Genomic DNA, 16,164 nt, shown 5'->3' with positions numbered 1-16,164 from the left:
GGTGGCGGGTGGTGCGGGTCGTACCGGCACGCGTACGGAACCGGGTCCGCGGGCGGATGCGGGTCGTACCGGTGGTGTCGGGGTCGTACGGGGGGGGGCGGTCAGCCTGCCCGGGGCGGCGGGGCGGCGAAGGCCTCGGCCCCGGGGTCGTCCGGGCGGTCGCCCGCCGGGTCGGGTCCGTCGGCGGAGGACCCCATGCGCTCCAGGTCCCGCAGCGAGGCGGCGGTCCTGCGCTTCTGCTGACGGCGGCTCAACTGGCCGGGTCCGCGCCCGCCGATCACCCGGGCGAGCAGGAAGAGCAGCAGGACGAGGGCCATCAGGAGGGCCGCGCAGCCGAAGCCGCGGGCGATCATGGCCTTCTCCGGGGAGGCCACCAGGGTGAAGGTGGCCAGCGGCAGCGAGGTCTGCGGCCCGTCGAAGGGGTTGAGGTTGAGGCCGGTCGCGGCGCCTGAGGTCAGCAGCACCGGGGAGGTCTCGCCGATGCCGCGGGCGGTGCCGAGGATGACGGCGGTGGTGAGGCCCGAGCGGGAGGTGGGGAGCACCACCGTCCACACGGTGCGCCACTGTCCGGCGCCCAGGGCGTACGAGGCCTCGCGGAGCGATCCGGGCACCAGCCGGATGACCACGTCCGCGGCCCGGATGATGATCGGCAGCATCATCACCGAGAGCGCCAGCGAGGCGGCGAAACCCGACTTGCCGAGGCCCAGGGCGAGGATGGCGGTGGCGTAGATGAAAAGCCCGGCGACGATGGAGGGCAGGGCGGTCATCGCCTCCACGATGGTGCGTACGAAGCGGGCGTACCGGCCGGGCACCTCGTTGAGGAAGACCGCGCAGGCCAGGCCCAGCGGCACCGTGACAAGCAGCGAGATGCCGATCTGTTCGAGGGTGCCGACGATGGCGTGGAGCATGCCGCCCTCGGTGAGCGGCTGGAGCGGGCCCGTGCCGGACATGTCCTCCGTGAAGAAGTTCAGGTGGGGCAGGGCCTCCCGGCCGCGCCAGAGGGCGTAGCCCACGATGAACAGCAGCGCGGCGAGCAGCAGGAACGCCAGGGCGTGGACGAGGGTCTGGGCGAGCCGGGCGCGGATCGTGGCGCCGTTCTCGTCGAGGGAGATCAGCACCGCGTACAGCGCCATGAAGGCGAGATAGGTGACGACGGTGAAGCCGAGGGTGCCGTCGAAGGGCAGCACCCGCTCGAAGAGCACCGAGGTCAGGGCGAGGGCGGCGGCGCCCGCGCCGATCAGGGCGAAGACGTCCCGGGCGTGCAGGGCGGAGGTGGTGCGGCGGGTCTCCGCGGGGGCGCCGGGGCCGTCGGGGACGACGTCGGGGGTGACCGTGACGGCGTCCGCGCGGAGTGGGTCGGTGGTCAGGGTCATGCGTCGGCTCCCGTTCCGGACCGGCTGCGGGCGACCACGGAGGACGCGACGAAGTTGACGACGAGGGTCATCAGGAAGAGCGAGAGGCCGGCCGCCATCAGTGCGGACATGCCGAAGGGGCTGGCGGCTCCGTAGCGCAGGGCGATCAGGGCGGAGACGGAGTTGGCGCCGTTCTCCAGGATGTGCGGCTGGAAGACGAAGACCGGCGAGATGATCATGACGACGGCGATGGTCTCGCCGAGCGCCCGGCCGAGCCCGAGCATCGTGCCGCCGATGATGCCGCCCTTGCCGAAGGGCAGGACGACGGTACGGATGACGCCCCACTGGCTCGCACCGAGTGCGAAGGCGCCTTCGCGTTCGCCGGGCGGGGCCTGGGCGAAGGCCTCGCGCATCACCGAGCAGGCGATGGGGGTGACCATCAGCGCCACGACGATCCCGGCGATGAAGGTGGAGGAGGTGTAGACGGTGGCCGGGGCGAGCGGGTCGTCCGGGTCGGCGCCGTTCACCGAGAGGAGCGGGATCCAGCCGAGGTAGGTGGAGATCCAGCGGGCCAGGCCGGTGATGTGCGGCTGGAGGAAGAAGAAGCCCCACAGGCCGTAGACCACGCTGGGCACGGCGGCCATCAGGTCGACGAGGCTCACCAGGGTGCGGCGCAGCCGGCGGGGCGCGTACTCCGTGATGTAGAGCGCGGTGCCGAGGGCGAGCGGCAGCGCGAAGGAGACCGCGGTGAGGCCGATGAGGATCGTGCCGGGGAGCACGGCGGCGATGCCGAAGTGGCGGGAGTCGGGCTCCCAGGCCGGGGTGGTGACGAAGGAGCCGCCGGCCTCGCCGAGCGCCTGGGCGGCGCGGACGGCGAGGAAGACGCCGACCAGGGTCATGGTGACGAGGACGACGGCTCCGGCTCCGCGGGCGCCGATGCGGAAGACCCGGTCGGCGGGGTCGTGCGCCGCGGTCCCGGTGCGCGGCAGCTCGGGCTCGGCGGGGACGACGGGGGTCACGGTGCTCACGAGGCGTTCTCCTGGACGGCACCGGACAGCCGCAGGCCGCGGAGCCGGCGGGTGTGCGTCACGTCGGTGGCGACCTCGCCCTCGGCGGCCGCGGCCAGGAAGAGGCGGAGGCTGTCACGGCACTCGCGCTGGCGGCTGAACTCGCGGGCGGCGACCGCCACGCAGCGCTCGTCCACGGCGAGTTGCCAGGTCCAGGCGCCGCGGACGGCGGCCATGGCCACGTGGGGCACCGCGCGGTCGAGTCCGGCGCGCAGTCGTCCGACGGCGGCGCTGCAGGCGGTGTGGTCGCGGTGGAGCTCGGGTCCGCGCCCGAGTTCGTGGTTGTTGGCGCCGACGAGCCGCCAGCTCACCGCGGCCGTGGGGCCCGCGTCGGGCGCCCAGGCGCGGCGCCCCTGAGGTCTTTCGAAGTCCACCCGTGAGACAAACAGAAACCGTGGCCGAGACACGGAACCGCCCCCTTCGCCCGGACATCGCGTGTGGCCGAGGATCGACCACACGGCGTCGTGGCTGCGGGCATGACAATCACGGCGTCGGGGGCTGACCACTCCACAGACCGGTGAAGCAGCAACGGCGAGCACATGAACGGGAGGCAGAAGACCTTGGGAGGTCTGCGCGTGCCCGGGGGCGGTCGCTACGCGCTTGTACGGCTTCGCCCGGAATGCCACCCGAGCGGAGGTGCCGGCTCCGGCCCGCGGGCGCGGCTGCCGGCCTCCAGGTACCAGCCTGTCCACGCAGGTACCGGGGTATGCACGCGCGCCGATCCCCCGAACGGAGGGGCGCCATCCGGCCAGATCCGGGGCTCCGGTGGCTATCGTCGGGTCATGCGGCCCCAGGTGATCCTGTTCGATCTCGCAGACGTGGTCTGCCGGTTCCGTCCGCGGCGGCGGATGGACCTGCTCGCGGAGGCGTGTGGGGTGAGCGCCGAGCGGGTGGAGCGGACGCTGTACGAGTCCGGGCGGATCGCACGGTGGGACCAGGGGCTCGCGTCCGCGGCGGAGATCCACCGGACCCTGCGGGAGGAGCTCGGGTATCCGGGCGACACGGCCGCCGTCCACGAGGTGTGGTGCAGCGCGTTCGAGCCCGACGAGCGGGTCCTCGACCTGGTGGACGGGCTGCGTCCGTACCGTACGGCGCTGCTGACCAACAACGACGCCCTGGTCCTGGAGGCGCTCCCCGAGCAGCTCCCCGAGGTCGCCGCCCGGTTCGACCCGCTGATCTTCTCCTGCCGGCTGGGGTCGACCAAGCCGGATCCGGCCGCCTACACCCGGGCCCTCGGCCTCGCGGGAGCCTCGCCCGGCGAGGCGGTGTTCATCGACGACAAGCCGGCGAACGTGGCCGGTGCCCGCGCCGTGGGAATCACCGCGCTCCACTTCACGGGCGCCGCGGAGCTGGCCGCCGCACTCGACGAGCTCCTGGAGCGATGATGCGTCCGAGCGGCCTCGGTCTCGTCGAAGGGCTCAGGCGACGCAGCGTTGCTTCACGGGACGCCAGTCCTCGCGGTTTCTGGTGCGCCGAGACCCGTGCAGGCCCGTGTCGCGGGCCGCTCGGAACGCGGCGACGGCCGCTCGGGCCGAGGCGTCGTCCACGTCCTCGGGGCGCAGGGCAGCGACTAACGCCGCCTTGACGTCGTCGTGTCTCTGCATACCGTTCTCAGCGCTCATCCCAGTCATTCCTTCGCAAGCCGCTTCAGCCCGCGGTGCGCGGCGGACCGTACCGCTCCGACCCGCTTGCCCGGCACCCGGGCCGCCACAGGGCCGTCAAGCCCGATGACCACCCGCAGCAGCACCGCCTCGGCCTGGTCCGGGGGGAGCGCCGCGACCAGGGCCAGTGCCTCGGCGGTGGACATCGGCTCCAGGGCCTCCCCGGCCGGCTGTCCCGGGGCGGGCAGGTCGAGCATGTCCTGTTCGAACGGGGCCGTGAACTGACAGCGGCAGGCGCTTCGGGCGACGCGGGACCATCAGGAAGAGCTCGTCAGCAGATGCGCGACGGACCCGCTATCGGCCGAATTCAGGGTCGGCAGAAGTGCGTTTGAATCTGCACGGGAAGGTGTGTTCGGGATCCCCGTGCGCCTCGACCGTCGTACTCATCCGCAGGGCCCCCTTGTCCACAGTGAAGACGAGGGTATCTGTTTCCACCACTCCCCCCTTCTCGAAACGAAGCACGAGATAGGGTGGCCGGCCAGGGTCTTTGGTGACCGCATGCCATTTCCCGTCGGTCGAACGACGTGTCACCTGCTCGCCCCGCACGGGACCGTTCCACTCGATCGGATAGTCCTTGACGGTAAAGGCGTAGTCGTCCCGCAGTCGGATCACCGGAAGCGGTGATCCGCATTCCCGGCCCCCGTCCCATCGGCCGACCAATTCGGAATGACTTACGGTCTTCGGGTGGACGTAGGTGGGTTCGTCCGTCCCGCAAGCGGTCGAAGCGAATACCGTCAAGATGGCAGCCGCAAGGCTTGCACCGCTGCGCAATACGCCGAATTTCACGCTGTCTACTTCCAGTCGCTCCGGACGGCCGGGCCGCCCCCAGGGATCCCTTGAGGTCCCCAGGGGCGGCCCGGCCACTTTCAAGGCGCTCCCGCCGACCGACCGGCGGGAGCGCGTCAGTCTGCTACCAGAAGAGGCTGGTCAGCGCATTCGTAATGCTGTCCAGCAGGCCGGGCGACGACTCCGACTGCCCCGACGGAGCCTTGGGATCCGCGAGGTCGATCGTCTCCGTCCACGTCACGTCCTGCGTCTTCTCACTGAAACGCCCCGTGGCGTAATTCGCCAGGAGAGGTTCGGCGATGTGCTCATCCCACCACGGGCTGTACCCGCCGGCCCCCGGACCGATGTGCGTACCGGAGTTGATGTCACTGGTGTTCTGCACATGGAACTGAACGGTCGCCGTCCCCGCCTCCTTGTCCACCGACTGGACCGTGTAGTCCATGGTGTAGGAACCGAGGAACGCCGCGGACATGTTGGTCGTGAAGTCCAGGATGAGGCTCTTGGTGTTCAGCGACTGGTTCAAGCCGTTGTTGGTGATGCTGCCGTCGTCCTCCTTCTTCTGCTTGACCGGGTCGCCCAGGTTGTAGTTACCGATGTTGATGTTGCCGGCCGCGATCTCGCGCACCCGCTGGACGTGGTAGTGGTCCATGAGGTTCTGCGTGAAGGCGTCGTTTCCGCCGAAGTCCCGATGCTTGGGGCCGCTGCCGGTGACCCATTCGAATCCCAGATCCACTCCATTGGGATTACCGGCAGTTCCGAAGCACGAAGGGCACTTCTCTCGAAGGATCGGCTCGGCGGCGATCACGGGGCTGGCGAGGGTGTCCGTGAGGAGCCCGATACCGCCGACCCACGCCTTGGCGAAGGTGTCGTTGTAGGGGCAGAAGGCCCCGTCTTCACACCAGTTGTGACCGTCGATCTCGACGTTGCTGATCGGGTTGCCGCCCGTGAAGGCGTAGCGGTTCCCCGTGAAGGGGTCCGATCCCAGCTGCATGTCGGCCAGGGCGCCGTTGTACATGTCCCGGCTGGTGAAGCGGTTCAGGCCGGGGCTGTAGTCACGGAAGCCCATGTCGTAGGTGCCGCTGGCGGAGTCCCAGCGCTTGGCGCTGAAGCGGTAGGGGTTGTACGCCTCCTTGTCGGGCTGGGCGGTGTCGGGCTTGTCGATGCCGGTGAACTCGTCGTCGTTGTTGCTGCCGTAGGCCGTGTAGCCGTAGGTCGACTTGGTGTCACCGGTGGTGTCGGTGAGGGTTTCGACGTCGGTGTGGCCGTTGTAGCCGTAGACGCCGAGCTCCTCGGAGCCGTCGGTGTTCTTCTTCAGCTGCGTGAGGCGCTCGCCCCACGGGCTGTACTGGTAGGACTTGGTGACCTCGCCGGCGACGGCCTCGTTCAGGACCTCGCTGGAGGTGCCGAGGTAGTTGAAGTCGGTGGTCTTGCCGCCCTCCGTCTTGGACGCCGTGCGGTCCAGCGGGTCGAAGACGTACGTGGTCGTCTTCGTCGTGACCCCGTCGGTCTGCAGCTTGGCGTTCTTGACCACGTGGTCGAAGCCGTCGTAGTCCCGGTCCTCGACCACCTTGCCGCCCGCGACGACCGTGTCCAGTCGACCGTACGGGTCGTAGTTGTAGCTGTTGCTCGCGGCGCCGATGCTCGAGCTGAGGAGCCGGTTGCGGTCGTAGGTGTAGTTGGTCGTGACGTTCTTGATCGTCTGGGTGACGACGTTGGCGTTGTTGTCGTGGACGTAGGTCTCGGTGCCCGCGCCGGTTCCCGTCTTGACGGACTGGGCGAGCCGGTTGACCGGGTCGTAGGTGGAGTCCGTGGTGGAGTTCAGATACGCGCCGTGGTTGTCGGCGTTCATCTTGGACGCGACGTCCTGCGCCTGGTTGCCGTTGGCGTCGTAGGCGTAGGTGTGCGAGGAGACCAGGGTGCCGTTGGGCTTCTTCTCGTTCTGGGTCTTCAGCGCCGCGTTGAGGTAGTAGGTGTAGTCGACCGTGTTGCCGTTGGCCTTCGTCTCCTTCAGCCGCAGGCCGCGGTCGGTGTAGGTGTAGTCGGTGACCTTCGGCGAGGCGTCCGAGACGGACTTGCCGACCTTCACCGTCTTGACCTGCTCACGCAGGTCGTAGATGTACTGCGCGTACTGGTCGGGGTGGGACGTCGTCGCCTTCTGGCCGTTGGCGTCGTAGGTGAACGACGTGGCCTTCTTCTCGACGCCGGCCAGGGACTCGCTGACCTTCTGGACCTGGTTGAGGCCGGTGTAGGTCATCGAGTACTTGTCGATCTTGGCACCCGAGGAGGTGTCGGTGATCGACTCGAGGTTGCCGTTGAGGTCGTACGAGTAGGTGAAGTTCTTCTTCTCGGTGTCCGTCTCGGTGACGGTACGGACGATCTTCACCGCGTCGGCGACGACCTTGCCGGAGGCGTCGGTCGCCAGGGTGATCTTGGACGTGATCCCCTGCTTGAAGGTGAACGAGCCCAGGGAGACCCAGGTGCCGCCACCGGTGGTCTGGTTGACCGTCTTGTCGGTGGTGCCGCCGTCGTGCGTGACGGTGTACTTCGCCGCCGTGGAGGCGCCCGAGGTCGTCGGGTACTTCGCGTAGGCGGTGTAGCTGCCGTCCTGCGGGACGTTCAGGTTCCAGGTGAACGTGTCCGTCGACGTGCCCGCCGCGTGGGTGCGGTGGTCGTAGCCCTGCTGGCCGGTGGCCGAGGCCGTGGCCCAGGTACCGGTCGCCGACGTGGTCTGGGTGTCCGAGTTGTCGGCCACCACCACGTGGGCGCCGACCGGCACGCCGTCGTCGGAGCGGGCCTGGATGCTGCCGTCGGGGTAGTACGCCCAGCCCTGGGTCCGCGAGCTGGAGCCGCCGGCGGAGGAGAGGGTGCGCGAGACCTGCTGGCCGGTCGTGTTGTAGCCGTAGGAGGTGACGATGTCCCACGGGTCGGTGGACGTCTTGGTCCAGCCGTTGTCGAAGTAGGTGTAGTCGGTGTCGTTACGGACCGTCTGACCCGCCGACGGCGGCGCGGAGACCCGCGAGGTGCGGCCGACCACGTCGTAGGTCGTCTGCGTGTAGACGTTGGGGTCGTTGTAGCGCGCGTCCGCCGGGTCGTAGGGCTGGTACTGCTTGACCGGACGGTTGAGCTTGTCGTACTCGGTGCGGCTGGTGAAGTCGTCGACGGCCGCGGTCGCGGTGCCGCGCGGGCTGATCACCTTGGTGGCGTTGCCCATCTGGTCGTACTCGTACTTCGTGGTACGGACGACGCCGGTCGAGTACGGGACCCGCTGCTCGATCGTCTTGCCGCGCTGGTCGTAGACGACCTCGCTGACGTTGCCTTCCTTGTCGGTGCTCCTGACCACCAGCGAGTCCTTGTCGTACTCGCTCGTGGTGAACTTGCCCGCCGCGTCGGTGACCTTGGTGACGCGGTGGTTGAGGTCGAAGGAGCTCTTGCTGGTGTAGTCGGTGGTGTCGGCGGTGGCGTTCTTCTTCGGGTCGATGAGCGTGACCGGGTTGCCGACGATGTCGTACTCGTAGGAGACCTTGTCGCCCTGGGCGTTCACCACCGACATGAGCTGGTAGATCTCGTTGTAGTTGTTGGTGGTGACGTAGTCGTCCGGGACGGAGGTCGTCGCCACGCCCTTGGGCTCGGTCGTGGTCTTGAGGTTGCCGACCTTGTCGTAGGTGTAGCGCGTCGTGCGACCGCTCAGGTTGTTGTCCGGGCCGGTCGACTCGGTCACCTGGTCCGCCGGGTCGTAGACCGCGGTGGAGACCACGCCGTCCGCGGCCGTGCTGGTGGTGACGTTGTCGTTGGCGTCGTACACCGGGGCCGGAGTGGTGATGAACACCGCCTGCGCCTGGTCCTTGGGCACCTTGTTGACCAGCGGACGCTTGAAGGCGTCGTAGGTCTGGGTGGTGGTGGTGCCCGCCGCGTCGGTCACCGAGGTGACCTGGCCACGCTCGTCGTAGACGAACGAGGTGGGGTGGTTCTCCGCGTCGGTGATCGTCTTGGGGTAGCCCATGACGTCGAAGTCGGAGTTGTTGGTGGCGTTGCCGTTGGCGTCGGTGGCCTTGGTCAACTGCCCGTAGGCGTCGTAGTCGTACTTGGTGGTGTAATCGTCCGGCACCGAGGTGGTGGCGGCGCCCATGGGGTCGGTGACCGTCTTCAGGTTGCCGAAGGCGTCATAGCCGAACTGCCACTTGCGGCCCTCGGGGGAGGTCTTGGTGGACAGGTCGGCCGAGAAGCCGTCCGCACGGGTCTGGTACGTGTAGACCGTCGCCGCGGTGCCGTTCTTGTTGGCCTCCGCGTCCTTCTTCGTCAGCGGGTTGCCGGTCTTCTGGTCGTACGTCCAGGTGGTCTGGGCGCCGTTCGCCTCCTTCAGGAGGATGACGTTGTTGTCCGCGTCCCAGGACATGTCCAGGGACTCGGACTTGGCGTTGGTGGACTTCACCTGGCGGCCGAAGTCGTCCAGGACGTAGTCCGTGGCGTGCGACTCGGAGTCCGTGACCTTGGTGTCGGTGAAGCTCGGGTTCACCGTGTCCGCCTTGTAGGCGAACGTCGTGTTGTTGTTCAGGCGGTCCGTGATGGTCTTGGTCCACCAGTGGTACTTCGGGTCGTCACCGGTCTGCGGGGCGTAGTAGTCCAGCTTGGTGGCGTTGCCCCGGGGGTCGGTGGCCGCCACCATCTTGACGTTCTTGTTGCCCTGCGTGGCGTCGTAGGTGAACTTGAACACCTTCGGCTGCGAAGAGCCCACGCCGTCGGTGAACTGGCCGAGCAGACCCTTGTCCGTGTACCAGAAGTTGATCTTACGGCCGGAGACGTCGGTGACCGACTTGATGTGGTCGTAGATCTTGGAGTTGGTCAGGTTCGAGCCCGTGGCGATGGTGCCCGTGCCCGAGACGTACTCGTAGGAGTTGTCGCCCTTCTTGAAGTAGTCCACCGTCAGCGTCTGCCGCGACGCGGGGTCGGTGATGTACTTCAGGAACTTGGTCGGCTTGTTGTTGGACTTCCGCTCCTCGTAGGTGAACAGCATGGTGTTGCCGTTCTTGTCCACCGTGGAGGTCAGGTAGCCGTCGCAGCCGAACAGGAAGCGGGTGCCGTCGGGACGGGTCATCGTCCAGGCGTCCGGGATCGGGTCCTTCAGCGGGGTGCAGTCCAGACCCGCCTTGGCGGCCAGCTTGTAGTGGACACCGGCCGGCGCCTTCCACGAGCTCGTCGCCGAGTCCCAGCGGAACACGTGGGTGGTGCCGTCACCGTCGGGCAGGCGCACCTCGGTGGGGTTGGGGTTGGGGTGGAAGTCCAGCGGGGCCCCGAGCCGGATCGGCCCCGATGCCTGCATGGACCAGCCGTAGCCGGAGACCGTGTCGGAGGTGTCCAAGCTGTTGTAGGCCAGCCGGAAGAACGTGTTCAGGCCCCGGCCGGGGTTGTTGAACCCGTTGTACGACCACACCACGTTGCCGGAGGCCATGTTGTTCATCATGCTGGCGCCGGCGCCGGTGTTCTTGCCGGTGTAGCCGTAGAACTTCTCCAGGCCGAGGCTGTTGGAGGTGGGGTCCTCCACCGCCACGTTCTGACTCAGGCCGGCGATGCCGGAGGTGCCCGAGATCCAGGTGCCGGTCGTCTTGTTGTAGACGTCCCAGGTCAGCACGTAGTCGGTGCGCTTGTTGCCGTTGTCCGAGTTGATCGGGGTCTTGACCTGCGCCTGCAGGTTGACCGAGCCGCCCGGGGCGACGTTCGACGGCAGCGCCGTCTGGACCTGGTTTCCGCCGGTGGTGACGTCCGTGCCGTCCGGCAGCGCCCACTTGTACGTCAGGACGTTGTCGGCCGAAGTCCAGTTGGACGCGGTCGTGTTGGTGAGGTTGAAGTCGACCGTGTAGTCCGAGTTCGGGGTCATACGGGCCGGGGTCTGCGGCGCGTAGTACGTCGACTCCGTGGTGGAGTCGATGTACGTGACCACGATCCTGGGCGCGAGCCTGGGCTCGGTGCCCTCGGACGACAGGAACAGGGTGCGCTCCTGCGAGGCGGCCTCGTCGGCCATCTTCAGGACGACGCCCTTCTGGGAGGCCGGGGTGGTCACCCAGGACTGCGCCAGCGAGGTGACGTTCCAGTCGTGACGGGCCGGGTCGTTCGTCATCGCGCCGGTGTCGGCCGTCACGGCGCCGAAGTCGCCGCCCTGCGTCGTCCAGTTCGTGGCGCTGTCGGCCTTGACCCAGGTGGCGGCGGCTTCGTCGAAGTCACGCGTCAGCGGCCGCAGTTCGTACAGGGCGCCGGTGGTGTCCTGGGCGGTCTGCGTGGACCACAGGCGCACGTTGGCGTCCAGGACCCGGGCCGTGGCGGGAATGCCCAGGGCCGGGAACTTCAGCAGGGCGCGGGTGTCGCCGTAGGTGGCGGAGTTGTTGCCGACGCTCAGCCAGTTCTTCGGGCCGCTGTCGTCGATGGTGTCGTGCGCGAGGGTGGACTGCGTCGAGGACAGGGTGGTGTCCTGCGAGGCGGTGAACACCTTCGTCGTACGGCCGGCCTTCGGCAGACGCACGAGCTGGGTCGGCGCTGCGACGACCTGCCCGTCCTTCGTCTTGACCGCGACCATGTAGTAGTACGCACGGCCGTACGGATCCGGGTCGTCGGCCTTCGTCGGCGTCGCGGAGGTGTCCGTGTACGACGTCGTGCCCGGCGTGACCGGCGCGACGAGCGTGGCGGCCGACGGGGTGAAGGTCTGGCTGACCGAGCGGTGGACCTGGTACTCGACGATGTCGTCGCCGGTACCGACCGGGTCCTTGTCCTGGTACGCGGACCAGTTCAGCTCCGCGCCGGTGTCGTGGATCGTCGTCGGGGCGGAGAGGTCGACGCCCTGACGGCCGAAGGTGAGGACGAGGCGCGGGTAGTTGGCGGTCTCGCCGCCGTACCCGAACTCCGAGCCCTCGTAGCGCGGACCGCCCTTGGGGCCGTTCGCGGACTCGTCACCGGCCTTGATCACGAAACCGTTGTTGACGTTGGTACCGTCGATCCAGGACTGCACGGTCTTGGTGACGGGGAACGAGTGCCAGGTGTTGAGCTCACCGGGCTGCTTGGTGACCACACCACCCTTGGTGAACCGCACCGCATCCGCGATCACCGAGGTCGCGGTCGTGACGGGCCCGTCGCCGAGGACGATCTTGCCGAGGGTTCCGGCCTTGAACGGGTGCGAGCCGAGCGTCTTCCAGACGCCGGTGGTGCCGGCCTGCTGGTTGACGGTGTAGGCCTTCGTACCGCCGTCGTAGGTGACGGTGTAGGGGGCGTTGGTGGCACGGTCGGAGGCCGGGACGTAGTGCGTCTCGACCTGGTAGGTGCCGTCCTCGGGAAGGCTCGGCTGCCAGGTGTACGTGTCACCCGCGACCGAATCCTTGTTGTACATGTACGTCTGGTTCACCGCGTACTGCGTGTACGCCGTGTTCCCCGACGCCGGCCAGGCACCCACCGCAGCGGTACGGCCGGCCTCGCCGTTGTCCACCAGCACCGAGGTGCCGGACAGTTCACCGGTGATCGCGTTGGCGTTGCTCCAGGTCGCCCCGGACTCGGTCCACGCCTGGGTGGCGCGGTGCGCCTCCAGCTGGACCTCGGTGTCACCCGTGGTGTGCGTCTGGTCGAAGTACAGCTTCAGATCGGCCGAGTCCAGCTTGGTGCCGGCCGGGATGCTGCTGACCGGGAACCGGATCAGCGCACGCGAGGCACCCGTGGAGGTGTTGCCGACCGACAGACGCCAGTTGTCGTCGTAGTTCGTCGTCGCACCGTCCGACGAGATCATCACGTCCTGCGCCGTCGACGGCGTCGGAGCGATCGAGATCGTCGGGTCGATCGTGACCGGGTACTGCCGCTCGGACGCGGCCAGCCACTTCGCGTCGGGCGTGACCGACAGCTCCCAGCCCTTGCCGGCCCGCGTCAGCTTCTGCGTGACGTTCCCGCTGTAGGCGGAACCGTAAGCGGCCTTCGCGTCCTTCTTCGCGTCCGTCATGAACGCCGCCGGGATGACGAGGACCGGGTCCGCGCCCTCGCCGAAGAAGGAGATCGAGCCGTCCTTGTTCTGCTTCGGCGTCAGACCGCCCGCGTCCAGCGTGAACGTGAACGACACCGGACCGGACGGCTTCGCGTCCAGGACGATGTTCTCCTTCACCCGGCCCGGACCGACCACGTACGACAGATCCGCACCGGACACCGCGTCCTTGTACGTGACCGTGTCGCCCTTGGCCACCGGCGCGAGCTTCCCCGCACCCTTCAGACCAAGAGTCACCACGTGACCGGCACCGGCCTCGAAGCGGACCAGCTTGCCCGCGTCCGAACCGAACCAGCTGGACGCGGCGTTCGTCGTGTTGGCGAAGTCGAAGCCCTTGGCATCGGACGGAACGACCGTCGCGTCGATGTCCTTCCAGGACTTCCCCGCCCGGTACCCGGTCGGCACGGCCGACACCTCGGCCTGCACCCGGCCGTCGGACAGCTGCCAGTACCGCGCGTTCGCCGTCCGCTTACCGGTCAGCTCCGCGACACGCTTCGGCTTCGCCGCAGCCTTGCCCTTCGGCAGCTTCTCCCGGCTCACGGGAGCCCCAGCGGTCGACTGCGCCTCGAGCCCGCGCGACTCGTCGTTGTTCTCGTCGTCCGAGAACCAACCCGCGATCGCGTCGAAGGCGCCCTTGTCGTCGCTCGTCGCCGGTGACAGCGGAGCCCCATAGGCAACCTGCGGCAGTAGCGTGCCCGCTACCGCCGACACGACCAGACAGGAGAGATATCTCCTGTACGGAACTTTCACCTCAATACCTTTCGGCATCGACGCACCCGCATCGCGGCACGCGAAATGGGTACGCCAAACGAGCCGGTGCGAAGTTTTCCGCCCGGCTTGGAGCAATACGGAGTGATTGCGCGGATGGCATGAGCCACGAGCTCACAGGCATTGCAGCGGGCTTTCTAACCACTTTGACGAGGCCCGGTCAACCCCTGCGACATAAAGGACAATCAGCAGGCCGGAGGGGGTGTGGTTCGCCCGATTCTTCCGCTCGCTCGCAATCGGTCGGCGGCCTGGTGTATAACCAGCCGGTTCCTCTGCCACCCAACCGAAAGCCGGCTCCCTCATGTCATCCGATGAACTTGTGGAAAGCGCAGTGCGGGAGGAGACCGAGCAGGAGGGCACGGGGGGCTCCCCGGGCCGACGCGGGTGGCTGATCGCCGGCGTCGCCCTGCTCGCCTGCCTGGGACTCGCCGGCTACGGCCTCCTCGACACCGACGAGCAGTCGAAGCCGCACGCCGAGCCGACGGCCGAGGTGACGTACGAGGTCACGGGGACGGGAACGGCGGAGATTTCGTACCTCGCCCGAAATGAGGCGGGTACGGCCACGGTCGAGAAGGGCGTCAAACTCCCCTGGACCAAGTCGGTCCAGATGCCCCTCGACGGCAAGGCCCCGACCGTCAGCATCATCCTCGACGACAAGGGCGGGCAGGCGTCCTGCACGCTCGCCATTCGCAATAAGCACGTGCAGCGCGCCACCGCGATGGGCGCATTCGGGCGCGCCACGTGCACGGGAGTGGCTCAGGCCGAGCAGAAGTAATTCTCGCCGACCTGATTGGATTCCGGATCGGCGATTCGCCCGAAATCTTCACGTGGTTGCGATCCGGCGACGCGCTGCCGTATAAAGACGCCTATTTGGCACCGGCGACGGACTCGATTACGGCGGCGCTCTCGCGTACGAGGTAATTGATCGCGGCCAGGTGGGTTTCGAGGACGGCGCCCTCGGCCGGGTAGGCGCCGCGGTCGAGTTCCGGGCCCTGGGAGACCGCTGGGGAGCGGCCGCCGCACTCTGCGTCCGGGCCGAGGTCGCCCTCTACCGGGGGCAGCCGGACACCGCGCGCGCCGACGCGGCGTACGCCGGCGCGGTGTTCCGCGAACTCGGCAACAGCTGGGGCGAGTTGCAGACGATCGTCATCCTCGGCGGCCTGGCAGAGTCTCGCGGCGACTACGCCGCGTCAGGGCAACCGCGCCGAGGAACTCCACCGACGGCCCCGGCATCTCACGGCGGCGCATTCCTATCAGCGGGGGAGAGTGCGCCGAGGTCGCCCTGGTCGCGCGGCGCCAGGGCGAAGAGCGGGGCGACGGCGACGGCGACGGCACGCTGACATTGCGCCGCGAAGGCATGGACCACGCCCGGCGGACGGGCGACCGAAGGGCGCCCGCACGTGCCCTCGAAGGCACGGCGGGCGCCCACATCCTCACAGGTGCACGGCCGGGTCAGTCGGTGGGCTCCAGGTGCGCGAAGACGACGAGGTTGTCGGTGTAGTCCCTCGCCGTACGGTCGTAGGGGCCCGCGCACGTGATGAGCCGGACGAGCGCGCTGGGAGTGTCCTCGTAGACGCGCTGATCCGGGAAGTCGTCCTTGGAGAACTCCTCCACGGAGTCGACGCGGAACACGGCGTCGGTACCGTCGGCGCGACTCACCTCGAAGGTGTCCCCGGCCTTCAGTTCGCCGAGCCGGGCGAAGACCGCGGGGGCGGTGGCGGTGTCCAGGTGGCCCGCGATGATCGCGGTCCCCACTTCACCGGGGGAGACACCGGACGCCTGCCAGCCCACCAGGTTCGTGTCGTCGGCCGGAGGCGGGTCGAGCGCACCGGAAGGGCCGATCTTCAGGCCGATGAAGGGCGCGTCCACTCCGATCCCGGGAATCCTCAGACGGACGGGAGCCGACCTGGGCATCGACGGTTGACCGGCCGCCGGGACGGCACCCGGCGAGGCAGGCCGCGAGGCGCTGGGGCGGGATGACGGGTCGGGGGCCGAAGCGCGACCGGACTCGGCGGCAGCCGCGGGTCGGGCCGGTGCTTCCGTGTCCTGGTCGGACATCCCCGGACGGAAGACAAGGAGAAGCACGGCAAGAACCAGCGTCCAGAACACGGCGGGGACCACCCACCGCGGGATACGCCGGGAGGCTCCCACGTCAGCGGGATCCGGTCGGGTCGTCACCAGGGGCTCCTTGGGACTCGGGCGGGGGATCCGGGATGGGGTACGGAGGCGTGGACGACCGGACGCGGGGGCCGTCTTTCAGAAGACGACCCCCTAACGTCCGTACTTCCTCACGCAGCCGCGCCGGCGGACTTCCTGCGGCGGTGGAGAACGAACGCGGCCAGTCCGCCCACGACCAGGGCCGCTCCGGTCACGTTGGTGGTGCCGCTCGCGAGGCCGCCGCCGCCCGTGTGCATGCCGCCCTTCGGCTTCTCCTTGTAGCCGCCCTCTTCCTTCTCCGTGTCCTTGGTCCAGTCCTTCTGCTTGTCCTTCTCCGTGTCCTTGGTCCAGTCATCGGCGTTGACGAG

The 16,164-nt window shown here is 68.4% G+C and carries 9 protein-coding genes and 2 pseudogenes; 2 read left to right on the top strand and 9 right to left on the bottom strand.

All coding sequences use genetic code 11. The features are described from left to right. Positions 1-101 precede the first annotated feature (101 nt). From pstA to AC07AW_RS09270, 3 genes are read right to left on the bottom strand one after another with little or no spacing between them, the layout of a single operon-like run. Positions 102-1,373 (bottom strand): phosphate ABC transporter permease PstA, encoded by a 1,272-nt coding sequence (pstA, locus tag AC07AW_RS09280; protein ID WP_478814822.1) that lies wholly within the window; start codon positions 1,371-1,373, stop codon positions 102-104. Then, a complete protein-coding gene (gene pstC, locus AC07AW_RS09275) occupies positions 1,370-2,380 on the bottom strand; it encodes a phosphate ABC transporter permease subunit PstC (protein ID WP_478814821.1) in 1,011 nt (336 codons plus the stop codon). The genes pstA and pstC overlap by 4 nt, the downstream gene beginning before the upstream one ends. After that, positions 2,377-2,793, bottom strand: coding sequence for a hypothetical protein (locus AC07AW_RS09270; protein WP_478814820.1), 417 nt, complete (start codon positions 2,791-2,793; stop codon positions 2,377-2,379). The genes pstC and AC07AW_RS09270 overlap by 4 nt, the downstream gene beginning before the upstream one ends. Positions 2,794-3,201: 408 nt before the next feature. Between AC07AW_RS09270 and AC07AW_RS09265 the strand changes: the two genes are divergently transcribed. Further along, positions 3,202-3,804, top strand: a complete 603-nt coding sequence (locus tag AC07AW_RS09265) for an HAD family hydrolase (RefSeq protein ID WP_478814819.1) — start codon at positions 3,202-3,204, stop codon at positions 3,802-3,804. A 33-nt stretch (positions 3,805-3,837) separates the two neighbouring features. Here the strand turns inward: AC07AW_RS09265 and AC07AW_RS09260 are convergent, their stop codons facing one another. From AC07AW_RS09260 to AC07AW_RS09245, 4 genes and pseudogenes are all read right to left on the bottom strand, one after another. Further along, positions 3,838-4,041: a hypothetical protein gene (locus AC07AW_RS09260; RefSeq protein ID WP_478814818.1), complete on the bottom strand. Its 204-nt coding sequence runs from the start codon at positions 4,039-4,041 to the stop codon at positions 3,838-3,840. 5 nt (positions 4,042-4,046) lie between these two features. Next, positions 4,047-4,298: pseudogene (locus tag AC07AW_RS09255) on the bottom strand (sigma factor-like helix-turn-helix DNA-binding protein); the annotation flags it as partial. A 76-nt stretch (positions 4,299-4,374) separates the two neighbouring features. Continuing rightward, positions 4,375-4,866, bottom strand: a complete 492-nt coding sequence (locus AC07AW_RS09250; RefSeq protein ID WP_478814817.1) for a hypothetical protein — start codon at positions 4,864-4,866, stop codon at positions 4,375-4,377. Between the two features lie 124 nt (positions 4,867-4,990). After that, a complete protein-coding gene (locus AC07AW_RS09245; RefSeq protein ID WP_478814816.1) occupies positions 4,991-13,639 on the bottom strand; it encodes a golvesin C-terminal-like domain-containing protein in 8,649 nt (2,882 codons plus the stop codon). A 319-nt stretch (positions 13,640-13,958) separates the two neighbouring features. Here AC07AW_RS09245 and AC07AW_RS09240 point away from each other — a divergent pair, with 319 nt between their 5' ends. Then, complete coding sequence (locus AC07AW_RS09240; protein WP_478814815.1) at positions 13,959-14,414, top strand: MmpS family transport accessory protein; 456 nt, start codon at positions 13,959-13,961, stop codon at positions 14,412-14,414. Between the two features lie 677 nt (positions 14,415-15,091). On the opposite strand, the gene AC07AW_RS09235 is transcribed toward AC07AW_RS09240, so the two are convergent. Both AC07AW_RS09235 and AC07AW_RS09230 read right to left on the bottom strand, forming a co-directional pair. Next, a complete protein-coding gene (locus AC07AW_RS09235) occupies positions 15,092-15,697 on the bottom strand; it encodes a class F sortase (protein ID WP_478814814.1) in 606 nt (201 codons plus the stop codon). Between the two features lie 230 nt (positions 15,698-15,927). Continuing rightward, positions 15,928-16,164: pseudogene (locus AC07AW_RS09230) on the bottom strand (hypothetical protein); the annotation flags it as partial.

This window comes from Streptomyces sp. NPDC044003, assembly GCF_056435185.1.
The sequence above is the reverse complement of the archived record's forward strand: the minus strand, read 5'-3'. Positions and strand labels throughout refer to the sequence as shown.